The 23,599-nt window shown below is 69.6% G+C and carries 25 protein-coding genes; 23 read left to right on the top strand and 2 right to left on the bottom strand.

What is annotated here, in order from left to right; genetic code table 11:
• The first annotated feature begins 44 nt into the window (after positions 1 to 44).
• Genes hisB through BKA24_RS12235 form a run of 4 tightly spaced genes read left to right on the top strand, consistent with a single transcriptional unit; the run spans position 45 to position 2,866 of the window.
• Positions 45 to 656: an imidazoleglycerol-phosphate dehydratase HisB gene (hisB, locus tag BKA24_RS12250; protein ID WP_184218556.1), complete on the top strand. Its 612-nt coding sequence runs from the start codon at positions 45 to 47 to the stop codon at positions 654 to 656.
• Positions 653 to 1,309: an imidazole glycerol phosphate synthase subunit HisH gene (gene hisH, locus BKA24_RS12245; RefSeq protein ID WP_184218554.1), complete on the top strand. Its 657-nt coding sequence runs from the start codon at positions 653 to 655 to the stop codon at positions 1,307 to 1,309. Before hisB ends, hisH begins: the two co-directional genes overlap by 4 nt.
• Positions 1,310 to 1,362: 53 nt before the next feature.
• Positions 1,363 to 2,109: a bifunctional 1-(5-phosphoribosyl)-5-((5-phosphoribosylamino)methylideneamino)imidazole-4-carboxamide isomerase/phosphoribosylanthranilate isomerase PriA gene (gene priA, locus BKA24_RS12240; protein ID WP_184218552.1), complete on the top strand. Its 747-nt coding sequence runs from the start codon at positions 1,363 to 1,365 to the stop codon at positions 2,107 to 2,109.
• Positions 2,093 to 2,866, top strand: coding sequence for an SseB family protein (locus tag BKA24_RS12235; protein ID WP_184218550.1), 774 nt, complete (start codon positions 2,093 to 2,095; stop codon positions 2,864 to 2,866). Before priA ends, BKA24_RS12235 begins: the two co-directional genes overlap by 17 nt.
• Positions 2,867 to 2,878: 12 nt before the next feature.
• Here the strand turns inward: BKA24_RS12235 and BKA24_RS12230 are convergent, their stop codons facing one another.
• The gene (locus BKA24_RS12230; RefSeq protein WP_184218548.1) at positions 2,879 to 3,277 is read right to left on the bottom strand and encodes a DUF1844 domain-containing protein; all 399 of its coding nucleotides are present in this window, start codon (positions 3,275 to 3,277) and stop codon (positions 2,879 to 2,881) included.
• A 215-nt stretch (positions 3,278 to 3,492) separates the two neighbouring features.
• Between BKA24_RS12230 and infC the strand changes: the two genes are divergently transcribed.
• The 11 genes from infC (at position 3,493) to BKA24_RS12175 (ending at position 13,278) form a co-directional block, all read left to right on the top strand.
• Positions 3,493 to 4,152, top strand: coding sequence for a translation initiation factor IF-3 (gene infC, locus BKA24_RS12225; protein ID WP_343066118.1), 660 nt, complete (start codon positions 3,493 to 3,495; stop codon positions 4,150 to 4,152).
• Between the two features lie 45 nt (positions 4,153 to 4,197).
• Positions 4,198 to 4,392, top strand: coding sequence for a 50S ribosomal protein L35 (rpmI, locus tag BKA24_RS12220; RefSeq protein ID WP_184218546.1), 195 nt, complete (start codon positions 4,198 to 4,200; stop codon positions 4,390 to 4,392).
• Between the two features lie 34 nt (positions 4,393 to 4,426).
• Entirely contained in the window at positions 4,427 to 4,807 is a 381-nt protein-coding gene (rplT, locus tag BKA24_RS12215; RefSeq protein WP_018187229.1) for a 50S ribosomal protein L20, read from the top strand.
• A gap of 111 nt (positions 4,808 to 4,918) precedes the next feature.
• Entirely contained in the window at positions 4,919 to 5,719 is an 801-nt protein-coding gene (locus BKA24_RS12210) for a TrmH family RNA methyltransferase (protein ID WP_184218544.1), read from the top strand.
• Positions 5,720 to 5,808: 89 nt separating this feature from the next.
• Entirely contained in the window at positions 5,809 to 6,603 is a 795-nt protein-coding gene (locus tag BKA24_RS12205; RefSeq protein ID WP_221417321.1) for an amino acid ABC transporter ATP-binding protein, read from the top strand.
• A gap of 59 nt (positions 6,604 to 6,662) precedes the next feature.
• Positions 6,663 to 7,556, top strand: a complete 894-nt coding sequence (locus tag BKA24_RS12200) for a glutamate ABC transporter substrate-binding protein (protein ID WP_184218542.1) — start codon at positions 6,663 to 6,665, stop codon at positions 7,554 to 7,556.
• A gap of 64 nt (positions 7,557 to 7,620) precedes the next feature.
• Positions 7,621 to 8,268, top strand: a complete 648-nt coding sequence (locus BKA24_RS12195; RefSeq protein ID WP_184218540.1) for an amino acid ABC transporter permease — start codon at positions 7,621 to 7,623, stop codon at positions 8,266 to 8,268.
• On the top strand, positions 8,265 to 9,182 hold the full coding sequence (locus tag BKA24_RS12190) for an amino acid ABC transporter permease (protein ID WP_184218538.1): 918 nt from the start codon (positions 8,265 to 8,267) through the stop codon (positions 9,180 to 9,182). Before BKA24_RS12195 ends, BKA24_RS12190 begins: the two co-directional genes overlap by 4 nt.
• Before the next feature lie 48 nt (positions 9,183 to 9,230).
• Entirely contained in the window at positions 9,231 to 10,286 is a 1,056-nt protein-coding gene (gene pheS / locus BKA24_RS12185) for a phenylalanine--tRNA ligase subunit alpha (protein ID WP_184218536.1), read from the top strand.
• Positions 10,286 to 12,796: a phenylalanine--tRNA ligase subunit beta gene (pheT, locus tag BKA24_RS12180; protein ID WP_184218534.1), complete on the top strand. Its 2,511-nt coding sequence runs from the start codon at positions 10,286 to 10,288 to the stop codon at positions 12,794 to 12,796. The genes pheS and pheT overlap by 1 nt, the downstream gene beginning before the upstream one ends.
• Before the next feature lie 83 nt (positions 12,797 to 12,879).
• Positions 12,880 to 13,278, top strand: a complete 399-nt coding sequence (locus BKA24_RS12175; RefSeq protein WP_184218532.1) for a hypothetical protein — start codon at positions 12,880 to 12,882, stop codon at positions 13,276 to 13,278.
• A gap of 9 nt (positions 13,279 to 13,287) precedes the next feature.
• On the opposite strand, the gene BKA24_RS12170 is transcribed toward BKA24_RS12175, so the two are convergent.
• Complete coding sequence (locus BKA24_RS12170) at positions 13,288 to 14,412, bottom strand: AAA family ATPase (RefSeq protein ID WP_184218530.1); 1,125 nt, start codon at positions 14,410 to 14,412, stop codon at positions 13,288 to 13,290.
• A gap of 88 nt (positions 14,413 to 14,500) precedes the next feature.
• Between BKA24_RS12170 and BKA24_RS12165 the strand changes: the two genes are divergently transcribed.
• From BKA24_RS12165 to argH, 8 genes are all read left to right on the top strand, one after another.
• On the top strand, positions 14,501 to 15,487 hold the full coding sequence (locus BKA24_RS12165) for an NAD-dependent epimerase/dehydratase family protein (protein ID WP_184218529.1): 987 nt from the start codon (positions 14,501 to 14,503) through the stop codon (positions 15,485 to 15,487).
• A 223-nt stretch (positions 15,488 to 15,710) separates the two neighbouring features.
• A complete protein-coding gene (gene argC, locus BKA24_RS12160) occupies positions 15,711 to 16,760 on the top strand; it encodes an N-acetyl-gamma-glutamyl-phosphate reductase (protein WP_184218526.1) in 1,050 nt (349 codons plus the stop codon).
• Positions 16,757 to 17,914, top strand: coding sequence for a bifunctional glutamate N-acetyltransferase/amino-acid acetyltransferase ArgJ (gene argJ / locus BKA24_RS12155; protein ID WP_184218523.1), 1,158 nt, complete (start codon positions 16,757 to 16,759; stop codon positions 17,912 to 17,914). Before argC ends, argJ begins: the two co-directional genes overlap by 4 nt.
• Complete coding sequence (gene argB, locus BKA24_RS12150; RefSeq protein WP_184218520.1) at positions 17,911 to 18,810, top strand: acetylglutamate kinase; 900 nt, start codon at positions 17,911 to 17,913, stop codon at positions 18,808 to 18,810. The genes argJ and argB overlap by 4 nt, the downstream gene beginning before the upstream one ends.
• Entirely contained in the window at positions 18,807 to 20,063 is a 1,257-nt protein-coding gene (locus tag BKA24_RS12145; RefSeq protein ID WP_343066117.1) for an acetylornithine transaminase, read from the top strand. The genes argB and BKA24_RS12145 overlap by 4 nt, the downstream gene beginning before the upstream one ends.
• On the top strand, positions 20,060 to 20,983 hold the full coding sequence (gene argF / locus BKA24_RS12140) for an ornithine carbamoyltransferase (RefSeq protein WP_184218517.1): 924 nt from the start codon (positions 20,060 to 20,062) through the stop codon (positions 20,981 to 20,983). Before BKA24_RS12145 ends, argF begins: the two co-directional genes overlap by 4 nt.
• Complete coding sequence (locus BKA24_RS12135) at positions 20,962 to 22,089, top strand: heparan-alpha-glucosaminide N-acetyltransferase domain-containing protein (protein WP_343066116.1); 1,128 nt, start codon at positions 20,962 to 20,964, stop codon at positions 22,087 to 22,089. The genes argF and BKA24_RS12135 overlap by 22 nt, the downstream gene beginning before the upstream one ends.
• The gene (gene argH / locus BKA24_RS12130) at positions 22,086 to 23,516 is read left to right on the top strand and encodes an argininosuccinate lyase (protein ID WP_184218514.1); all 1,431 of its coding nucleotides are present in this window, start codon (positions 22,086 to 22,088) and stop codon (positions 23,514 to 23,516) included. Before BKA24_RS12135 ends, argH begins: the two co-directional genes overlap by 4 nt.
• Positions 23,517 to 23,599 lie beyond the last annotated feature (83 nt).

Below are 23,599 nucleotides of genomic sequence, written 5' to 3'. Positions count from 1 at the left end.
GTCACACGTGAGAGTGCCGCGGTACGGCTCGGTAGAATCGGGGCATGAGCACCCCCGCAGCCCGCACGGCCTCGGTTCGCCGCGCGACCAGCGAGTCGACCATCGACCTCGAGCTGAACCTCGACGGTTCCGGCGTCAGCCGGATCGAGACCTCGGTGCCGTTCTTCGATCACCTGCTCACCGCCTTCGCGAAGCATTCGCTGACCGACCTCACCGTCACTGCGACCGGGGACACCCACATCGACGCCCACCACACCGTGGAGGACACGGCGATCGTCCTCGGGCAGGCGATCCGGCAGGCGCTCGGCGACAAGGCCGGGATCTCCCGCTACGGTGACGCACTGGTGCCGCTGGACGAGGCGCTCGCGCAGGCCGTCGTCGACATCAGTGGCCGGCCCTACCTCGTGCACACCGGCGAGCCCGCGGGATACGAATTCCACCTCATCGGCGGGCACTTCACGGGTGCCCTCGTCCGCCACACCTTCGAGGCGATCGCGTTCCACGCCGGCATCACCGTGCACGTGAACGTCGTCTCGGGGCGAGACCCGCACCACATCGCAGAAGCGGAGTACAAGGCGTTCGCGCGCGCTTTCCGGCAGGCCAAGGCCATCGATCCGCTGGTCAGCGGCATCCCCAGCACCAAGGGAGCCCTGTGACCGACGGCGCCGCCGATCGTCCGCTCGTCGCCGTCCTCGACTACGGCTCGGGCAACGTCCACTCCGCCGTCAAAGCGCTGATCGAGGCGGGTGCCGACGCCCGCTTGACCCGTGACCGCGGGCTCATCGCCGACGCCGCAGGGCTCCTCGTCCCGGGCGTGGGCGCCTTCTCGGCAGTCATGGCAGCCTTGCGCGAGAGTCGGGGCGATGAACTGATCGAACGACGTCTTGCGGGAGGGATGCCGGTGCTCGGCATCTGCGTCGGCATGCAGGTCATGTTCGAACTCGGCGTCGAGCGCGGCGTCGACACCGAAGGGCTCGGGGAGTGGCCGGGTTCGGTCACCGAGCTCGCCGCGCCCGTGCTCCCGCACATGGGGTGGAACACGGTTCGGCCAGGGGCAGACTCCACCCTGTTCGCAGGGCTGGAGGACGAGAGGTTCTACTTCGTCCACTCGTACGGCGCGCAGGAGTGGAGCCTGGACGTGATGAAGCCGTTCCGCGAGCCGGTCCTCACGTGGTGCGACTATGGCGCGCCGTTCCTCGCCGCCGTCGAGAACGGACCCCTCTCGGCCACGCAGTTCCACCCGGAGAAATCGGGTGCTGCCGGCATCCGGCTGCTCGGCAACTGGATCGGGTCGCTGCCCGCCGCCTAGTAGTGTTTCCCCCTGTGCGCGCGCCCGGCGCGCACCCCGTCCCTCCCGGAGCCATGAACGATTTCGCATCCTCGCCCGAACTGATCCTCCTTCCCGCCGTGGACGTCGCCGCCGGTAAGGCCGTGCGACTGACGCAGGGCGAGGCCGGCACCGAGACGAGCTACGGCGACCCGGTCGACGCCGCCCTCGAGTGGGCGGGGCAGGGTGCGGACTGGATCCACCTCGTCGATCTTGACGCCGCCTTCGGCCGCGGATCCAACGCGCCCCTCCTGCGCAAGGTCATCAAGCAGATGCGTGGCGTCCAGGTCGAGCTCTCCGGCGGCATCCGGGATGACGCCACCCTCGAAGCCGCCCTGGACAGCGGCGCCGCGCGCATCAACCTCGGGACGGCCGCGCTCGAGAACCCCGAATGGGCAGCCGACGTCATCGGGCGCTACGGCGAGGCGATCGCCGTCGGCCTCGACGTCCGTGGAACGACTCTCGCCGCCCGCGGGTGGACGCGCGACGGCGGCGACCTCTGGCAGGTTCTGGACCGGCTCGAGGATGCGGGCTGCAGCCGCTACGTCCTGACCGACGTCACCAAGGACGGCACCCTTCAGGGCCCCAACATCGAGCTCCTGCGCGAGGTCGCCACACGCACGGACAAGCCGGTTGTCGCCTCCGGTGGAATCTCGAGCCTCGACGACATCGCCGCCCTCCGCGAACTGGTCCCGCTCGGGGTCGAGGGAGCCATCGTCGGCAAGGCTCTGTACGCGGGGGCCTTCACCCTCGCCGAGGCGCTGGATGTCGCCGGACACTGATCCGCACGCCGCGGGGGATTCCGCCGGGGTCCCCTGGGAGGGGCGCAGCTTCCAAGCGAACCCGCACAGCGGGGACGACGGCAGCGCCGACCCCGCCCTGCACGCCGCGCTCGTTGCCTTCCACGCGGGGGAGGGTGATGCGGCATCCGTCGTCGACGCATACCGCACCGCGCGCCTGCTCATCCCTCTGGTCGCCGAGAAGGGCGACGAGGGCGTCGGCCCCACCGGGCTGACGGTCGACAAGACGCAGGAGCTGTCGATCGTCACCGTCGCGGCGCCGGACGGGCGTCGTGTGCTGCCGGTGTTCTCATCGGTCGACACGATGCGCCGATGGGATGCCGCGGCTCGTCCCGTGCCGGCGGACGGTGTGCGCACCGCGCTGTCGGCGGCTGCGGACGACACCGAGCTGATCGTGATCGATCCGGGCAGCGACACCGAATTCGTCATTCGCCGGCCCGCGGTCTGGGCGATCGGGCAGAACCGGCCGTGGGAAGCGCCGCACGTCTCACCGGACGTGTTCGCGGGGCTTCAGGAGTCCATCGGAGCGGAGCTGGGCGTCATCGATCTCTCCGTCGCGCCCGGGGATCCGCGTTCGAGGCTTCGAGGCCCCGAGCTGGTGGTGCGCCTCCACCTCGTCGACGGGCTCGATCAGGGCGCGCTGGATGCGATCCTGCAGCGGCTCGCTTCGCGGTGGGCGGCAGACGATCGCGTCGCGGTCCTCGTGGACTCGCTGACGGTCAAACTTCTGCGCGCGTGAGCACGCGACCCGTCAGTTGACGGGTCCGGTCCACTTCTCACCCGGTCCCTTGCCGATCGGGTCGGGAATGGTGGACGCTTCACGGAACGCGAGCTGGAGGGTGCGGAGGCCGTCACGCAGCGATCGGGCGTGCATGTCGCTCACCTCGGGTGCGGCGGCGGTGATCAGCCCCGCGAGGGCGTTGATGAGCTTGCGCGCCTCGTCGAGATCCTTCTGCTCGTCGGGATCATCCGCGAGGCCGAGCTTCACCGCGGCGGCGCTCATGAGGTGAACGGAGGTCGTCGTGATGACCTCGACGGCCGGCACGTCCGCGATGTCGCGGGTCGCTGCCTGGGAGACCCGCTCCTGCTCCTCCCACCGAGCGAGGCGTTCGGGGTCGTGGTCGCTGTGGTCGGCCGGAATAGTGCTCACGTGCTGCTCTCTGCTAGACTTCTGCGGGCACCGGAGTGTATGCACTCCGTGTCGAAAGAGGATCACATCCCACCCGCGCTTGCCGTTCCAGGCTACCGGGTCACGCACTCCGCCTCGTCCGCGAGGTTGTCCAGGGTGCAGATCACTTGATATGCCGATGCCCGTGCATCGTGCGGGGTGGACGTGACGATCTTCCGCCCGGCGGCACAATCCTTGTGCCTCCGGAGGTCCCCAACCGCACGAAGGAGTTCCGCATCAGCGATCCCCGCACCAATGACCGCATCCGCGTCCCCGAGGTCCGCCTCGTCGGCCCCGCGGGTGAGCAGGTCGGCGTCGTCCGCATCGAGGTGGCACTGCGCCTGGCCCAGGAGGCCGACCTCGATCTCGTCGAGGTGGCCCCGAACTCGAAGCCGCCCGTGGTCAAGATCATGGATTACGGCAAGTTCAAGTACGAGGCTGCGCAGAAGGCAAAGGAAGCGCGGCGCAATCAGGCGAACACCGTCCTCAAGGAGGTCCGGTTCCGTCTGAAGATCGAGGCTCACGACTACACGACCAAGCTCAAGCGCGCAGAGGGCTTCCTCCAGGCGGGCGACAAGGTCAAGGCGATGATCCTCTTCCGCGGTCGCGAGCAGTCGCGTCCCGAGCAGGGCGTGCGCCTGCTCCGCAAGTTCGCCGAGGATGTCGCCGAGTTCGGCACCGTCGAGTCCAACCCCACGATCGACGGTCGCAACATGGTGATGGTCGTGGCGCCGCACAAGAACAAGTCCGAGGTCAAGACCGAGCAGAACGCCGTTCGCGCGGCGACGAAGCAGGCCGCACGCGATGCGCGCAATGGTCAGGCCGACGAGACCCCCGCTCCCGCCTCGGCGGAGTAGCGCCCCAGACTCCCGCCCAGCGGGACACACAACGAAGGAAGAGATATGCCGAAGCAGAAGACCCACTCGGGTGCCAAGAAGCGCTTCAAGGTCACCGGAAGCGGCAAGCTCATGAAGCAGCAGGCCAACCTCCGTCACAACCTCGAAGGCAAGTCGACCCGTCGCACCCGCCGCCTCGACCAGGAGCAGGTCCTCGCCAAGGGCGACGCCAAGGTCGCCAAGAAGCTCCTCGGCCTCTGAGCGCCGACGCGCACTGAATTAGGAAGTAGAAGAAATGGCTAGAGTCAAGCGGGCCGTCAACGCCCACAAGAAGCGTCGCGTCATCCTCGAGCGCGCCTCCGGTTACCGCGGTCAGCGTTCGCGCCTGTACCGCAAGGCCAAGGAGCAGGTCACCCACTCGCTGGTCTACGCATACCGGGACCGTCGTAAGCGCAAGGGCGACTTCCGTCGCCTGTGGATCCAGCGGATCAACGCTGCGGCCCGTCAGAACGGTGTCACGTACAACCGCTTCATCCAGGGCCTCGGTCTCGCCGGCGTCCAGGTCGACCGCCGCATGCTCGCCGAGCTCGCGGTCAACGAGCCGGCCGTCTTCGCGTCGCTCGTCGCGACCGCCAAGGCTGCGCTGCCCGCTGACGTCAACGCCCCCAAGGCCTGACACCACCACGGCATCCCGAAAGGGCGTCCTCTCTGAGGGCGCCCTTTCGTCTTGCTCGGCGAGGTCGCGCGGCACTGCGTCGGGACGGAGGGTCGCCCCTAGACTGGAGGGGTGCTCGAGAACCCCCGATCCCCGCGTGTTCGCGCTGTCGCGAAGCTGACCAAGCGCACGGCGCGTCAGGAGACCGGGCTGTATCTGCTCGAGGGACCTCAGGCCGCCCGCGAGGCCCTGTCGTACCGGCCCGACACCCTGATCGAGCTCTACGCGACGCCCACGGCGTGGGAGAAGCACCACGACCTCCGCGAGATCGCCGCTGAGTCCGGGGTAGAGGTCGCCTTCGCGAGCGAGCCCGTGATCGATGCGATGGCGGACACGGTGACGCCGCAGGGGATCATCGCGGTCGCACGTCAGACGCCGACCTCGGTCCGTGACGTCTTCAGCGACTCGCCTCAGCTGATCGTCATCTGCGAAGAGGTGCGGGACCCCGGAAACCTCGGGACCATCATCCGGGCAGCGGATGCCGTCGGCGCCGACGCCGTCGTCCTCACCGGTCGCACGGTGGACCCGTTCAACCCCAAGGTCGTCCGCGCGACGACCGGATCGCTCTTTCACCTGCCCGTCGCCGTCGGCGCCGATCTGGCGGAGACGATCGAGCGCGCGCGCGGCACCGGACTCCGTATCGTGGCGGCCGATGTCGGGGGAGAAGACTTCCTCGCCCACCGTGACACTCTCGCCGAACCGACCGCCTGGGTCTTCGGCAATGAGGCACGCGGGCTCGATCCCGAGGCGCTCGCCCTCGTCGACCTCTCGCTGAAGCTCCCCATCTTCGGGCTCGCGGAGTCGTTGAACCTCGCGACGGCGGCCAGCGTCTGCCTGTACGAGTCGGCGTTCGCGCAGCGCGCGCGAGCGTGAACGACACGCCCGGCTGCTTGATTACGGAACTGTAAACCCCGCGTCGAGAGCACGGTGTGCACGCCGTCGGGCTAATAGGGTTGCACTTTATGACCACTCCTGCTGCCGATCCTGCGCCGCGTACCTCGAACATCGATGTCCGTCGCGGCGAGCCGCTCGTCGTCGTCTCGAACGTGCAGAAGCATTACGGCGACTTCCAGGCGCTCACGGACATCGATCTCACGGTCAACCGCGGCGAGGTGGTCGTGGTCGTCGGTCCGTCCGGCTCGGGCAAGTCGACGCTGTGCCGCACGATCAACCGTCTCGAGACGATCACCAGCGGATCGATCACGATCGACGGCGCGGAGCTGCCCAAGGAGGGCAAGGCGCTGGCCGACTTGCGCGCGGACGTCGGCATGGTCTTCCAGTCGTTCAACCTGTTCTCCCACCTGACGATCCTCGAGAACGTCACGCTGGGTCCGATCAAGGTCAAGGGCATGAAGAAGGCGGATGCCGAGAAGCTCGCGGGCGAGCTGCTCGACCGCGTCGGGGTCGGGCACCAGGCCTCGAAGCTGCCCGCCCAGCTCTCCGGCGGTCAGCAGCAGCGCGTCGCCATCGCCCGCGCGCTGGCGATGAAGCCGAAGGTCATGCTCTTCGACGAGCCGACGTCGGCGCTCGACCCCGAGATGATCAACGAGGTGCTCGATGTCATGGTCGGTCTCGCCCAGGAGGGCATGACGATGATCGTCGTCACCCACGAGATGGGCTTCGCTCGGAAGGCCGCCGATCGCGTGGTGTTCATGGCCGACGGGCAGATCGTCGAGCAGGCCGCTCCCGGCGAGTTCTTCACCAACCCGAAGAGCGACCGGGCCAAGGACTTCCTCTCCAAGCTCATCACTCACTGAGATGTCCGCGCCTGCACCGGCGCGGCGAACGAAGACAGATACGACACCAGGAGGATCACATGCGTATGACACGAGTGGCCGGCACGTTCGCCGGTATCGCGATCGCAGCGCTTGCGCTCGCGGGCTGCAACAGCGGGAGCCCCGCCAACCCCGGCGGCGACGGCGAAGACGGTGACGCGCTCTGGGAGGTCGCGAGCGACGTCTCCCTCGAGGGCAGCCCCACCTTCGACGACATGACCGAGCGCGATGGCGTGGTCGTCGGCGTGAAGAACGACCAGCCCGGCCTCGGTTACGAGGACGCCGCTTCCGGTGAGCGCACCGGTTTCGACGTCGACATCGCACGTTGGATCGCGGCATCCCTCGGGTTCGAAGAGGGAGACATCGAATACAAGACGATCCCCTCGGCGAACCGCGAGCAGGCGATCGTCAACGGTGACATCGACTACTACGTCGGCACCTACTCCATCACCGACGAGCGCAAGACCCAGATCGACTTCGCGGGACCCTACTTCATCACCGGACAGGGACTGCTGGTGGCTGCGGACAACGAGGACATCGCCGGTCCCGACGACCTCGCGGGCAAGGTGGTGTGCTCGGTCACCGGTTCGACGCCGCTGCAGCGTATCCGCGACGAGTACAACCCCGGCGACACCCGCGAGTACGACACCTACTCTCAGTGCATCGACCAGCTCCTCCAGGGTCAGGTCGACGCGATCACGACCGACGAGGCGATCCTCGCGGGCTACGTGGCCCAGCGCCCCGATGAGCTCAAGATCGCGGGCGAGCCCTTCAGCGAGGAGAAGTACGGCGTCGGTCTCCCGAAGGGCGACAGCGCGCTGAAGGACCACATCGACACCCTCTTCACCGACGGTGGCGACGTCTGGACGGCGCTGTTCGAGGAGCACCTCGCTCCCGCCGGCATCGAGGGCACCCAGCCCGCCGTCGAGGACTGACGGACTCGGGGGCGGCCTCGCGGTCGCCCCCGATCTCCGACCGATCTGACTGGAAGGAACGCCGATGGGCGTCATCACAGACAACCTCGACCTCTGGGGTGAGGCCCTGGTCGGCACGCTCATCCTCTTCGCGGGGGGTGGGCTGGTCGCCCTCGTGCTCGGCATCATCGTGGGCGCCATGCGCGTGTCGCCGGTGCCGATCGCTCGCGCGGTCGGCACGCTGTACGTCAACACGATCCGCAACACGCCCCTCACGCTCGTCTTCTTCGGGTTCGCGTTCGCACTGCCGCCGCTCTTGGATGCGCGCTTCAATCCGCTGCACCTCGGGATCGCGGCCCTCGGGATCTACACGGCCACCTATGTCGCCGAGACGATCCGGTCAGGGATCAACACGGTCCCGGTCGGGCAGGCCGAGGCTGCCCGCGCTCTGGGCCTCACATTCGGCCAGGTCATGAGCCTCGTCGTCATGCCTCAGGCATTCCGCTCGGTCATCCCGCCGATGATGAGCGTCTTCATCGCCCTCCTCAAGAACACGACCGTCGCCGCGGGTTTCTCGGTGGTCAACCTCGGCTCCATCCGCGCCTACCTCAGCGAGCGCGGTGAGAGTCAGATGCTCGTGATCCTCTGGGTGATGGTGATCTTCATCGCCCTCGTGCTCGTCCTCTCTTGGGTGCAGCGGCGACTCGAGCTGCGATGGAAGGTGGCACGATGACCAGCGTTCTTTATGACGTTCCGGGACCTCGCGCGATCGCGCGTAACCGGATCATCGGCGTCGTGACCGTCATCGCGGTCGCCGCCGTCATCGGATTCTTCGTGTGGCGGCTCATCGCCACCGGCCAGTTCACCGCCGAGAAGTGGTACGCCTTCACGTTCACCAACGTGTGGATCAGCGTCGGTGAAGCCGCATTGAACACGCTCCGCGCCTTCGCCGCCGCGGCGGTGGGAGCGCTGGTGCTGGGCTTCGTCCTGGCAATCGGACGTCTTTCCGATCATGCGTGGGTGCGTGCCCCCTTCACCGCCGTCATCGAGGTTCTCCGAGCAATCCCGGTCCTCGTCCTGATGTTCCTGCTCTATTACGGGATGCCGGTGGTCGGCGTCCGTGTGGAACCGTACTGGGCGGTCGTGGTGGCGCTCATCGCGTACAACGGCTCGGTCCTCGCGGAGGTCATCCGCGCCGGCGTCGAGTCTCTCCCGCGCGGGCAGAAGGAAGCTGGGTACGCCATCGGGCTGCGCAAGAGCGGCGTCATGCGGCTCGTCCTTCTTCCCCAGGCGATCCGCGCCATGATGCCCGTCATCATCGCTCAGCTCGTCGTCACGCTGAAGGACACGGCCCTCGGCTACATCATCACGTACGAGGAGCTCCTGTTCTACGCGCGGTTCATCGGGTCGCAGTCGACGTACGGATCGCCGATCGTGCCGGCGACCATCATCGTCGCCGTCATCTACATCGCGCTCTGCCTGCTGCTTTCACTTGTCGCCAACCGCGTCGAGAAGCGCCTCCGCCGATCGCCGAAGGAGCCCGGCGGCGGCGTCCATCACCCCGTTGCCCCGACGACCGACACCGAGCTCATCGCCGCTCAGCTGAAGGCGAGCTCGAAGGACGCTGGGACAGGCCGGGCGGTCTGACGCGTCACCGGCGGGCCGCACTCCGGCCCGCCGGTAGACTCGTCTCTCGTGTCTGACGCACCCTCGAACGATCCCGTAGAGATCACCGCCGACGCGGTGGATGCCGCCGTCGCCGAAGCCCTCGCAGCCTTCGCCGCGGCATCCGATACCGCTGAGCTCAAGGCCGCACGCAACGCGCACACGGCGGAAGGCTCGCCCCTGGCACGCCTGAACGCACAGCTGCGCAACGTCCCGAACGATCAGAAGGCGGCATTCGGCAAGCTCGTCGGCCAGGCTCGTGGCCGCGTGAACCAGGCGCTCGCGGCGCGTGAGACCGAGCTCGCCGAGGCCGAGACCGCCGCGAAGCTCGAGGCGGAGCGCGTGGACATCACGGCGCTCGCACCGCGGACGCGCGTGGGTGCGCGGCATCCGATCTCGCTTCTCCAGGAGGAGATCGCCGACCTGTTCGTCGGGATGGGCTGGGAGATCGCCGAGGGCCCCGAGCTCGAGCACGAGTGGTTCAACTTCGACGCGCTCAACTTCGCGCCGGATCACCCCGCGCGTCAGATGCAGGACACCTTCTTAGTCGACCCGGTCGCGCGTCACCTCGTGATGCGCACGCACACGAGCCCCGTCCAGGTGCGCTCGATGCTCGAGCGCGAGGTGCCGATCTACATCCTCTGCCCCGGCCGCGTGTACCGCACCGACGAGTTCGACGCGACGCACCTGCCCGCGTTCACGCAGTTCGAGGGCCTCGTGATCGATAAGGGCATCACGATGGCGAACCTCAAGGGCACGCTCGACCACGCCGCCAAGGTGCTCTTCGGGGCCGAAGCGAAGACGCGGTTCCGCACCAACTACTTCCCGTTCACCGAGCCCTCCGCCGAACTCGACCTCTGGCACCCCACCTTCCCCGGTGGTGCGCGCTGGATCGAGTGGGGCGGCTGCGGCATGGTGAACCCCAACGTCCTCCGCGCCGCGGGCATCGACCCCGAGGTGTACTCGGGCTTCGCCTTCGGCATGGGCATCGAGCGGACCCTGATGTTCCGCTCCGACGTCCAGGACATGCGCGACATGGCCGAAGGCGATGTCCGCTTCAGCGAGCAGTTCGGAATGGTGGTCTGATGCGCGTCCCGCTCTCCTGGTTGCGTGAGTACGTCGAGGTCGCGCCCGACGCGACTCCCGAGGACGTCCTCGCCTCCTTCGTCTCCGTCGGCTTCGAAGAGGAGGACGTGCACGCGTTCGACCTGACCGGTCCCATCGTCGTCGGCAGGGTCGTCTCGTTCGAGCCCGAACCGCAGTCCAACGGCAAGACGATCCGCTGGTGTCAGGTCGACGTGGGCGAGACGAACGGCGGCCTCCGCGGCATCGTCTGCGGTGCCGGCAACTTCTTCGAGGGCGACAAGGTCGTCGTGACGCTCCCCGGAGCCGTGCTGCCCGGCCCGTTCCCGATCGCCGCCCGCAAGACCTACGGCCACGTCTCGGACGGCATGATCGCCTCCGCGAAAGAGCTCGGCCTCGGCGACGAGCACTCCGGCATCCTCCGCCTGACCGAACTCGGCCTCGACCCCGAGGTCGGCACCGACGCCATCGCGCTCCTCGGCCTCGACGACGTCGCCGTCGACATCAACGTCACGCCCGACCGCGGTTACGCGCTCTCGCTCCGCGGCGCGGCGCGCGAGTACGCGCACGCCACCGGCGGCGCGTTCCGCGACCCCGGCCTGCGTCCCTTCGAGGAACTCGAGCAGCCGACCGGCGGCTTCGCCGTCACGGTGGACGACGCCGCCCCGATCCACGGCAATGTGGGGGCGAGCGAGTTCGTCGTGCGCATCGTCCGCGATGTCGACCCGAGCCGCCCGACGCCGCCCTGGATGACCGCGCGGCTCACGCTCGCCGGCATCCGCTCGCTCGGCATCCTCATCGACATCACCAACTACGTGATGCTCGAGCTCGGCAACCCGATCCACGGGTACGACCTCGACACGCTCGCCGGCGGAATCACCGTGCGCCGTGCGGGCGAGGGGGAGAAGCTCATCACGCTCGACGGCAAGGAGCGCACGCTCAGCGCCGAAGACCTCCTCATCACCGACGAGTCGGGTCCCATCGGCCTCGCGGGCGTGATGGGTGGCGGCAAGACCGAGATGGGGGATGCCACGCGCAACGTCCTCATCGAGGCGGCGATCTTCGACACCGTGTCGATTGCGCGCACCGCGCGCCGGCACAAGCTGCCCAGTGAGGCATCACGCCGCTTCGAGCGCGGTGTCGACCCGCTCATCCCGTTCGTCGCCGCTCGCCGTGTCGCCGACCTCATGGTCGAGCTCGCCGGCGGCACGCTCGATGTGACCACCGGCGGCGCGCTGTTCGCCGAGGTGTTCATCCCGCAGATCGCGCTGCCGAAGGCGTTCGCCTCCCAGCTCATCGGCGTCGAGTACACCGACGCCGAGGTCACCGGCGCCCTCGAGACCATCGGATGCGAGGTGACCGACTCAGGCGACGCCTGGGAGGTCATCCCGCCGTCCTGGCGCCCCGACCTCACCGACAAGTGGACGCTGACCGAAGAGGTCGCGCGCATCCACGGACTCGACCGCATCCCATCGATCCTGCCGACCCCGCCGTCCGGCCGCGGGCTCACCGCCGCCCAGCGCGGCCGTCGCCGCGTCGCGAACGCCCTGGCCGCCGCGGGCTTCGTCGAGGCTGTCGCGTTCCCGTTCACGACCGAGGCCCAGAACGACCTTCACGGCTCGCCCTCGGGGGAGCACCTGCCCTCGGTGAAGCTCGCGAACCCGCTCGACGGCCAGGCGCCGTTCCTGCGCCGTTCGTTGCTGCCCGGCCTCCTGCAGATCGCACACCGCAACGTGTCGCGCGGCTTCACCGACCTCGCGCTCTTCGAGACGGGATCGGTCTTCGCGCCCGAGCCGGGTGTGACCTACGGCACCGACACGGTTCCGCCGCTCGCGCAGCGTCCGAGCGATGACACGCTCGCCTCACTGGATGCCGCGATCCCCCCGCAGCCGCGCCACGTCGCCGTCCTGCTCCACGGGCACGCTTCTCCCAAGCAGTCGGGCCTCGCGGCCGTTCCATACGACCTGAGCGACGCCCTCGGTGCCGTTCGCGCGATCGCCGTCGCGGCCGGTGTCGGAATCGACGTCGTCCAGACCCAGCGGGCAGCGCTGCACCCCGGCCGCGCCGGCTCGCTCCGAGTCCGCGGTGTCGAGGTCGGGTACGTCGGGGAGCTCCTCCCCGCGGTCTCAGCGGCCGCCGACCTGCACGGACGCGTGTTCGTGGTCGAACTCGACCTCGACGCCGTCCTCGCGCTCGTCGCCGCGCCGGAAGCGGCGGCGTCCCTGTCGACCTTCCCCGCCGCGACGCAGGATGTGTCGCTCGTGGTGCCCTCCGACGTCCCGGCCGGCGAGGTGAAGCTCGCGCTGGTCGAGGGAGCCGGAAGCCTGCTCGAAGAGGCGCGTCTCGTCGACGACTACCGGGGCGCCGGCATCGAGGAAGGCCGCAAGAGCCTCACCTTCGCGCTCCGCTTCCGCGCGGACGACCGCACGCTCACCGCCGCAGAGGCGACCGAAGCGAAGCTCGCCGGCGTCGACGCCGCGGCGAGCCGGTTCGGCGCCACCATCCGCGACTGACCGCCACAACCCGTGCCTGGCCGCGGCGCTGTCCCCAGAAGAGGGGACAGCGCCTCGGCCACGTTCGGGAGTACCGTTCGGCTATGAGCACCCTGGAGACCACGATCGACGCGGCCCCGGCGGGCCCGCGTCGCGTCCCGAGGATCACGCCGTTCATCCGGGTTCTGGTCGGATTCAACGTCGCGACGATCGTGGCCAGCGTCGTCGGCTACGTGGCGAATCTGAACCTCCTCTCCTTCATGTTCCCGCAAGCGGCCGTTTTCTTCCCGGGCGCGTGGGCCTTGAACTCCTACTACGGCACCATCGGAATCTGGTTCTTCGTTATGGCCATCGCGTTCTTCGTCGCGGGCGTCGCCGCCCTGGCGGCGCCGGCCGGGCACCGTGGCGTGGCGGCCTTCCGGGCGGTCACGATCTGCGGGTTCGTGGTCGCGTGCATCGTGCTGGTCATCACCGGCGGACTGTCGCTGATCTCCTTCAGCTGAGGCCCGTGGTCAGCGGTTCCCCCAGTTCCACGCCGGCACGGACATGAAGCCCTGACCCTCGACGACCGTGCCGTCGAGGGTCTTTCGGAGTTCGACGCGTTCGGCATCGTCGAACCCGTCGACGAGTCTGCCGGCGTGCGAGACGAGCACGACCTGCGTGCGGCTGGATGCCGTCCGGACGAGCTCCGCGAGCGGTTCGAGGAGACTGACGTGCAGACTCGACTCGGGCTCGTTGAGCACGACGAGGGGAGCGGGTCGGGCCGGCAGGAGCGCTGCACACAGCAGCAGGTAGCGCAGCGTTCCGTCGGAGAGCTCGGAGGTGTCGAGGGGGCGCAGGAGACCGGGTTGGGTCAGCGTGAGGCGGAAGAGACCGTCGCCGCCCTCCACCCGCGCACGGCTGCCCGGGAAGGCGAGGTCGACGGCGCGGTCGAGCTCGTGGCCGAAGCCGGCATCGATGATGGTGGCCCACACCGCTGCGAGGTTCGCGCCGTCGTCGGCGAGCAGCTGTGAGCGGGTGCCGATCTGGGGGCGGCGGGCAGGGGCGTCGGCGTCGACGCGGAAGTGGTCGTAGAAGCGCCATCCGTTCATGACGCGTCGGATGCCGAGCAGTTCGGGGGCGGTGTCCCCATCGGCGAGATCGGTCACGATGCTCTCGAAGGGCGCGAGGGTCTGAGCGAGATCGGTCCACGATCCGTCACGTACGCGGGTGTGGGCGCGGGTGCGGTCGATGAGCAGCGTCGCCGGTTTCGCCAGGGCGCCGGCGAACACCTGCTCGCGTTTGATCTCGGGGTCGCGCGCGAACGGACTGTTCCCCGCGGTCTGAGGGATGCCGAGATCGACGAGGTATCCGAGTTCGTCGGAGGCGAACCCGAGCCTCACGGCGATGGGCCGGGTGCGCACGGTTCCCTGCCCGCCGCCGTTCTCGGGTCCCGCCCACAGCAGCGACGACAGTCCACCCTCTCGGGCGACGGCGCCGACGAGTTCGCCGCGCGCGGAGGAGGCGAGCAGGCGCAGCGCGCGGTACAGGTTCGACTTCCCCGAACCGTTCGGCCCGGTGACGATCGTCAGCGGCCCGAGAGGGACGACGACGTCGCGGAGAGAACGGTAACCGGACACGGCGAGCGTCGTGAGCATGCCGCCAGTATGTCCTGCGTCCCCGACACGGGTGCGCCACCAGCGGAACGGACTGTCGGTGGGCGAAGCGGTTTGGTGGGATGAAGAGATGACTCGCGTCCTCATCCTCGGCGGAACCGGTTGGCTCAGTTCCCGTGTCGCTCAGCAGTGGCTCGAACGCGGAGCCGAGGTCACGTGTCTCGCGCGGGGGACGAGTCCCGCGCCGACGGGCGCCGACCTGGTCGTCGCCGACCGGTCGACGGCCGGCGCCTACGCGGACGTCGCGTCCCAAGACTGGGACGAGGTCGTGGACGTGTCCTCCGATCCGGTCGCCGTGGCCGCCGCGTCCGAGGCTCTCGGCGGGCGCGCGGCGCACGCGACGTACATCTCGAGCGTCTCCGTCTATGCCGCCTCCGACGAAGTTGGTGCCGATGAGACGGCCGACCTGGCTGTCCCCTGGGAGCCGGGGGAGGAGTCCGACTACGCGCGAGCGAAGGCCGCGTGCGAGCGGTCCGCCCGGGCTTTCGCTGCGGGCGTGTCGATCGTTCGCGCTGGACTCATCGTGGGGCCCGGCGACCCGACGGATCGATTCGGATACTGGCCCGCTCGCTTTGCGGCTGCGGGGGCCGAGCCGGTGCTCGTGCCGGCGGCGCCGGGAGCGATGGCGCAGGTGATCGACGTGGACGACCTCGCCGACTACGTGGTCTCGGCCGGCGCCCGCGGTTTCGACGGCGTCGTCAACGCCGTCGGCGCCTCGCTTCCCCTCGCGGATCTCCTCACGCTGGTGCGCGAAGCCGCGGGGCATCGTGGCGACGTCGTCGTCGTCCCCGACGAGTGGCTGAGCCGCCACGGCGTCGCGCACTGGTCGGGTCCCCGCTCACTGCCGGTGTGGCTGCCGGGCGACATGCCGGGATTCGCAACGCGGGACGGTGCCGCCTACCGCGCCGCCGGCGGCGGCATCCGCTCCCTCGTCGAAACGATCGGGCGCACCCTGGCCGACGAGCGTGACCGGGGCGTGTCGCGTTCCCGCGGCGCGGGCCTCGACCGCGCCGATGAGCTCGCGCTCATCGAACAGTGGCGGGCCGAGGAGCGCTGACGCCGTCACGTGCGGCCGCCGTTTTGCGGTCACGCGATCGGCGGGGCTAGGGTGGCGGCATGTCTTCGGCCGCTCCCGTCACCGCTTCCGCGGTTTCGCGCGCGCGCCGACGTCTGGGCGACCGCCGACGCTAGGCGACCCTCCGCGCTCCCCGCACTCCGCGGGTCGAGCCGAAGGTGTCGCCGTCTCCGGCCCGTTCCCTTCAGACAATAAGGTTGAATCCATGACCTTCTCGGTCGCCGTCTCCGGCGCTTCCGGCTATGCGGGTGGCGAAATCCTCCGCCTCCTCGCCGCCCACCCCGATGTCGAGATCCGCACCGTCACCGCGCACTCCAACGCGGGTCAGCCGCTCATCGACCACCAGCCGCACCTCCGGTCGCTGGGTCACCTGACGCTGCAGGACACGACGCCCGACGTGCTCGCCGGTCATGATGTCGTCTTCCTCGCTCTGCCGCACGGGCAGTCCGCGCAGTACACCGAGCAGCTCACGAGCACGCCGCTGGTGATCGACGCCGGTGCCGATCACCGCCTCCGCTCGAAGGCGTCCTGGGACGCGTTCTACGGTGGAGAGTTCCCGGAGCCGTGGGCCTACGGCGTGCCCGAGCTCATCGTCGGGGAGGGTCGCAAGCAGCGAGAATCGCTCGTCGGCGCGCGTCGCATCGCGGCGCCGGGGTGCAACGCGTCCACTGTCGCCCTCAGCTTGGCGCCTGGGATCGCCGCGGGAGTCATCGACGCCGACGACATTGTCAGCGTCCTGGCCGTCGGCCCCTCCGGCGCGGGGAAGAGCCTGAAGACGAACCTGCTCGCGTCCGAGACCCTCGGCAGCGCGAACCCGTATGCCGTCGGCGGTTCGCACCGGCACATCCCCGAGATCCAGCAGGCCCTCACGGATGCCGGTGCCCCGGTGCCCCCGCGCATCTCCTTCACGCCGGTGCTCGTGCCGATGGCGCGCGGCATCCTCGCCACCTCGACGGCGCCCATCGCGGAGGGGGTCTCGGACGCGCAGATCCGGGACGCGTGGGAATCGGCCTACGCCGACGAGCCGTTCGTCCACCTGCTGCCCGAGGGTCGGTTCCCCCGAACCGCCGACGTCCTGGGTGCCAACACGGCGCTGCTGGGGCTGGCGATCGACCGCGCCGCGAACCGCGTCGTCGTCGTGGCGGCGGTCGACAACCTCGTGAAGGGCACCGCCGGTGCCGCCATCCAGTCGATGAACATCGCCCTGGGTCTCGCCGAGACCACGGGCCTGAGTGTGAACGGAGTCGCGCCGTGAGTGTGACCGCAGCGCAGGGATTCGAAGCGGCCGGCGTCGCCGTGGGGCTCAAGTCCACCGGCGCGAACGACGTTGCCGTCGTCGTGAACCGTGGGCCGAAGAAGGTCGGCGCGGCCGTGTTCACCTCGAACCGGGCCAAAGCGAACCCCATCATCTGGTCGCAGCAGGCCATCTCTGACGGCATTGTCGAAGCGGTCGTCCTGAACTCCGGCGGCGCGAACTGCTTCACCGGCTCGTTCGGATTCCAGACCACGCACCAGACCGCAGAGAAGGCAGCTGAGCTGCTCGGGGCGGGCGCGGGCGACGTCATCGTCTGCTCCACCGGACTCATCGGCACCGGAGACGAGGTCTTCCGCGCCAAGGTGCTCGACGGCGTCGCGAAGGGGATCGCCGAGCTCTCCACGGCGGGCGGCGAGGCGGCATCCCTCGCCATCATGACCACCGACTCACGACCCAAGACCGCCGCGATCACCCGCGACGGCTGGACGGTGGGCGGCATGGCGAAGGGGGCCGGCATGCTCGCGCCGGGCCTGGCCACCATGCTCGTCGTCGTGACCACCGACGCCGACCTGACGGCGGCCGAGGCCGACACGGCCCTGCGCGCGGCGACGCGGGTGAGCTTCGACAGGCTCGACTCCGACGGCTGCATGTCGACGAACGACCAGGTGACCCTGCTGGCCAGCGGCGCGAGCGGCATCCGTCCGGAGGGGGACGCCTTCGCGCAGGCCCTGGCCGACGTCTGCCGAGACCTCGCCGAGCAGCTGCAAGGCGATGCCGAAGGCGCGAGCCATGACATCGCCATCGAGGTGGTCGGCGCGGCATCCGAGGAGGACGCCGTCGTCGTCGGGCGGTCGGTCGCACGCAACAACCTCTTCAAGGCGGCGATCTTCGGCAACGATCCCAACTGGGGTCGCGTCCTCGCCGCCATCGGCACGACGGATGCCGCCTTCGACCCATACGACGTGGACGTGTCCTTCAACGGGGTCCGTGTCTGCACAGCCGGAGGCCCCGACCGCCCTCGCGAGGAGGTCGACCTGACCCCGCGTCGCACCCACATCCTCATCGACCTGCGCGTCGGCGACGCGGCGGCGACCATCCTCACCAACGACCTGACCCACGACTACGTCCACGAGAACAGCGCCTATTCGTCATGACCGATCTGCAGCAGACCACTCCGGAAGAAGCCGCCGGCAAGGCGGCGGTGCTCGTCGAGTCCCTGCCCTGGCTCAAGCGCTTCCGCGATCAGATCGTGGTCATCAAGTACGGCGGCAACGCCATGGTCAGCGAAGAGCTCCAGACCGCGTTCGCGGAGGACATCGCCTACCTTCATCACGTCGGGGTGAAGCCGGTCGTCGTCCACGGCGGCGGGCCGCAGATCTCGAAGATGCTCGATCGGCTCGACATCGAGAGCGAGTTCAAGGGCGGCTACCGCGTCACGAGCACCGAGGCCATCGGCGTCGTGCGGATGGTGCTCACGGGACAGATCAACCCCCAGCTCGTCTCGCGGATCAACGCGCACGGCTCGTTCGCGACGGGCCTGTCGGGAGAGGATGCGGGGCTGTTCCGCGGTCGCCGTCGCGGCGTGGTCGTCGACGGCGCCGAGCACGACCTCGGGCATGTCGGAGATGTCGTCGGCGTCGATCCACAGGCGGTCCTCGACCATCTCGCGGCCGATCGGGTGCCGGTCATCTCGTCGATCGCCCCGGATGCTGACGCGCCCGGGCAATCGTTGAACGTGAACGCGGATGCCGCGGCCGCGGCGCTCGCCGTCGCACTGGGCGCGACCAAGCTCGTCATCCTCACCGACGTCGCGGGTCTCTACGCCGACTGGCCGAACCGGGACTCGCTCGTCTCCCACCTCACGGCGGGGGAGCTGCGGGACATGCTCCCGTCGCTCGAGTCGGGCATGATCCCGAAGATGCAGGCGTGCCTCGATGCGGTCGACGGCGGCGTCGATCGCGCGGCGATCATCGACGGACGCCAGCCCCACTCGGTGCTGGTCGAACTTTTCACGGCAGAGGGAATCGGAACAGAGGTGGTGGCGCAGTGAGCGGCGCAGCAGGAGTGATCGCGACGAGCTGGAAGGACGATGCCGCACGCGACCTCGTCCTGAACGCGGGCGAGCGGTACGCGCTGCTCACCCGCGGCGAGGGAGCCTACCTCTGGGACGACGAGGGCACCCGCTACCTTGACTTCCTCGGCGGGATCGCCGTCGTCTCACTCGGGCACGCGCACCCGGTCTTCGTGCAGGCGGTGGCCGACCAGGCCGCGACGCTCGGGCACGTGTCCAATTACTTCGCGACCCCGCCCCAGCTGGGTCTTGCGGCCCGGCTCAAGCGGCTCGCGGGCACGGGGGATGCCGGCCGCGTCTACTTCGGGAACTCTGGCGCGGAGGCCAACGAAGCGGCCTTCAAGCTCGCGCGTCTGCACGGCGGCGCGGATCGGCCTCGGGTCCTCGCCCTCAAGCAGGCGTTCCACGGACGCACGATGGGGACGCTGGCACTCACCGGCAAGCCCGCCATGCAGGAGCCGTTCCAGCCGATGGTGCCGGGTGTGGAGTTCCTCGACACGACGGTGGCCGCGTTGGAAGCTGCGATCGACGATCGCGTCGCCGCCCTTTTCGTCGAGCCCATCAAGGGCGAGGCGGGCGTGCTCGAGCTGCCCGAGGGCTATCTGCAGGCGGCGCGGGAGATCACCGCGCGGCACGGCGCCCTGCTGATCGTCGACGAGATCCAGACCGGCGCCGGCCGCACCGGTGCCTGGTTCGCGTTCCAGCACGCCGGGATCACCCCCGATGCCATCACCGTCGCGAAGGGGATCGGCAACGGCATCCCCATCGGCGCTCTCGTCACCTTCGGTGCCGCCAGCGAGCTCTTCTACCCCGGCACGCACGGATCGACGTTCGGCGGGAACCCGCTCGCGACGGCGGTCGCCTCGGCGGTGCTCGACGAGATCGAGCGCGCGGGCCTCGTCGAGGCCGCGCGCGACCGCGGTGCGCAGATCCGTGGCGTCGTCGACCGGATCGGCTCGCCCTTGGTCGAGGGATGCCGCGGGCAGGGGCTGCTCATCGGGATCGCCCTCCACCACCCCGTCGCCGGCGCGGTCGTCGCGGCAGCGCAGCAGCACGGACTCATCATCAACGCCGCCAATGACTCGACGATCCGGCTCGCGCCCGCCCTCACCATCGGCGACGTCGAGATCGACGAGTTCGAGACACTGTTCGCCAAGGCCCTCGCCACCGTCGAGGACGCCCTGCTGCTGGACGCACCCACCGCCCACCACTCCACGGAGGCCCCCGCATGACCCGGCACCTGCTGCGCGACGACGACCTGACCCCCGCCGAGCAGAGCGAGATCCTCGACCTCGCACTCGAGCTCAAGCGCGACCGCTGGGCCCAGAAGCCCCTCGCCGGTCCCCAGACGGTGGCGGTCATCTTCGACAAGTCCTCCACGCGGACGCGTGTCTCCTTCGCGGTGGGCATCGCCGACCTCGGCGGCTCCCCGCTGATCATCTCCACGGCCAACAGCCAGCTGGGCGGCAAAGAGACCCCGTCTGACACGGCTCGCGTCCTCGAGCGGCAGGTCGCGGCGATCGTCTGGCGCACCTACGCACAGTCGGGGCTCGAGGAGATGGCCGCCGGAACGCGCGTGCCCGTCGTCAACGCACTGAGCGACGACTTCCACCCCTGCCAGCTCCTGGCCGACCTGCTCACAATCCGTGAGCACAAGGGCGAGCTCGCGGGACTCACGCTCACCTTCTTCGGCGACGGCAAGTCGAACATGGGTCACTCGTACGCCCTGGCCGGGGTCACCGCGGGCATGCACGTGCGGATCGCCTCTCCCGAGGCGTACGCGCCGCGGGAGGACGTCGTCGCCGATGCGGACCGCATCGCGGCCTCGACCGGGGGCTCCCTCACGCTCTACACCGATCCGAACGAGGCCGCCGTCGGTGCCGACGTGATCGCCACCGACACGTGGGTGTCGATGGGCAAGGAGGAGGAGAAGCTCGCGCGTCTGCGGGACCTCGGCGCGTACAAGGTGACCCGCGACATCATGGGTCTCGCCCAGGACGACGCCGTGTTCATCCACTGCCTCCCCGCCGATCGCGGTTACGAGGTCGACGCCGAGGTCATCGACGGGCCGCAGAGCGTCGTCTGGGACGAGGCGGAGAACCGGCTGCACGCGCAGAAAGCGCTCCTGGTGTGGCTGCTCCGGCAGCAGTGACGCAGGCCTGGCGGAGCTGGAACGGCCCCGCCCGGCTGCACGGCATCGACCTCGCCCGTGCGCTCGCGGTGCTCGGGATGCTCGCCGCGCACCTGATCACCATCGACGAGTCGTTCGAGCTCGGCAGGCCGGAGACGTGGATCGACCTCGTCAACGGTCGATCGTCCGTCCTCTTCGCCGTGCTTGCCGGGGTGTCGCTCGCGCTCGTCTCCGGCGGCATCCGTGGGCAGGAATCGGGGCGCCTGGCGACGACGAGGCGGCGGATCGCCGTTCGGGCGGCGGCGCTCTGGATCATCGGCGCCGCGCTGATCGCCACGGGTGTCCCCGTCTACGTGATCCTCCCCGCCTACGCGATTCTGTTCGTCCTCGCGCTCCCGGCGCTGCGGGTGCGTCCTGGCATCCTGTGGGCGATCGCCGCGGCGATCCTCGTCGGCGTCCCGTGGTTCCTCCCTGCGATCGATCTGCTGCCGGTGTGGGAATCCGACAGCGGTGAGACGGTCTTCCTGCTCCTCGGCTGGGCCTACCCCTTCCCGCTCTGGATCGGGTTCGTCCTCCTGGGAATGGCCATCGGCAGGTCCGACCTCCGACGTCCCACGATGCAGGTCCTCCTGCTGGCCGGCGGCGTCGCCGTCGCCGTCACCGCAGCGATCGCGGCGAGCGTGATCTCCGCATCCGCGGTGCTCGTCGACGCCCCCTACCTCGACGCGGTGTGGAGCGCCTCCCCGCACAGCAGCGGAATCCTCGATGCTGTGGGATCCGCCGGAGTTGCCCTCGCGGTGACGGGGGCATGCCTGCTGCTGTGCCGGACGCCGCTCACCTGGCTGCTCGCGCCGCTGCGCGCGGTCGGGTCGATGCCGCTCACCGCCTACGTCGGACAGATCGTCGCCTGGGCGATCGCCGCCGCGCTGCTCCTCGGCGACACGGGTGACCTCTACGCCTTCCGGGATCTTCAGCCGTTCTGGTGGTTCGTCGCGGGGGCGGTCCTCGCCTGCACGGCCTGGGCATCCATCATCGGCCAGGGGCCGCTCGAGTGGCTGCTCGCGCGTCTGGCGCGGGCGGTCGTGCCGGAAAGACAGCGGGATGCCGCGGATAGGGTGGACACGTGAGCGACAGCAAGAGCGAGGCAACGAATCAGGGCGCGCTGTGGGGCGGGCGGTTCGCTTCCGGCCCCTCTCCGGAGCTCGTCGCGTTGAGCCGTTCGACGCATTTCGACTGGGCGCTCGCCGCCTACGACCTCGCCGGATCGCACGCGCACGCCCGCGCCCTGGCCGCGGCGGGTTACCTCACCGCGGACGAGGAATCGCGGATGCATCGGGGGCTCGACGCGCTCGGTGCCGCGGTGCAGGATGGCACCCTCGTCGCCCAGCCGGGGGATGAGGACGTCCACGGCGCCCTGGAGGCTGCGCTCATCGCCGAGGTGGGCGCCGAGCTGGGCGGCAAGCTGCGCGCCGGACGCAGCCGAAACGATCAGATCGCCACCCTCGTGCGGATGTACCTGCTCGACCACGCGCGGGTCATCGCCCGCGATCTGCTTCGGGTGATCGATGCGATCGTCGCGCAGTCCGACGCTCACGCCGAGGCGATCATGCCCGGGCGCACCCACCTGCAGCACGCCCAGCCGGTACTCCTCGCCCATCACCTGCAGGCGCACGCGTGGCCGCTGGTGCGCGACCTCGAGCGCCTGCGCGACTGGAGCGCGCGTGCCTCGGTGTCGCCCTACGGCGGCGGAGCGCTGGCCGGGGCGACCCTGGGGCTCGACCCCGACCTGGTCGCCGCGGAGCTGGGCCTCGCACGGCCCGCCGAGAACTCCATCGACGGCACGTCCGCCCGCGATGTCGTCGCCGAGTTCGCGTTCATCGCCGCGATGATCGGCGTCGACATCTCCCGCTTCGCCGAGGACATCATCATCTGGAACACGCGGGAGTTCTCGTTCGTGCGTCTCGACGACGGATACTCGACCGGGTCGAGCATCATGCCGCAGAAGAAGAACCCCGACATCGCCGAGCTCGCGCGCGGCAAGGCGGGCCGGCTCGTCGGCAACCTCGCCGGACTCCTCGCCACGCTGAAGGCGCTCCCGCTGGCCTACAACCGCGACCTGCAGGAGGACAAGGAGCCCGTCTTCGACTCGGTGCTCACGCTGGAGACGGTGCTGCCCGCCTTCGCCGGGATGATCGCGACGCTCCGCTTCGACACGGAACGGATGGCGGTGCTCGCCCCCGAGGGCTTCTCCCTCGCCACGGACGTGGCCGAGTGGCTGGTCAAGCGCGGCGTTCCCTTCCGGGAGGCGCACGAGGTGTCCGGTGCGCTCGTCCAGGCGTGCGAGTCACGAGGGATCGGTCTCGAGGATGCCGACGACGCGCTGCTCGCGGAGGTCTCGCCGTATCTCGACCCGGCGGTACGCGAGGTGCTCACGATCGAGGGTTCCGTGGCCAGCCGGACGGGTGCCGGTGGCACAGCCCCGGTGCGCGTCGCGGAGCAGCGCGCCGCCCTCGTCGCGCGCACGCAGGAACTTGGGCACGCCCTCGGCCTCTGACCGACACCGGTAGAGCACGCGTTCGTCGCCGGGCGTTCATCTCCCGGACCGCCTGAGGTGACCTGAGCGCGCCATTCTTCCGA

It is taken from the genome of Microbacterium marinum (assembly GCF_014204835.1).
Lineage (GTDB): Bacteria > Actinomycetota > Actinomycetes > Actinomycetales > Microbacteriaceae > Microbacterium > Microbacterium marinum.
The sequence above is the reverse complement of the archived record's forward strand: the minus strand, read 5'-3'. Positions and strand labels throughout refer to the sequence as shown.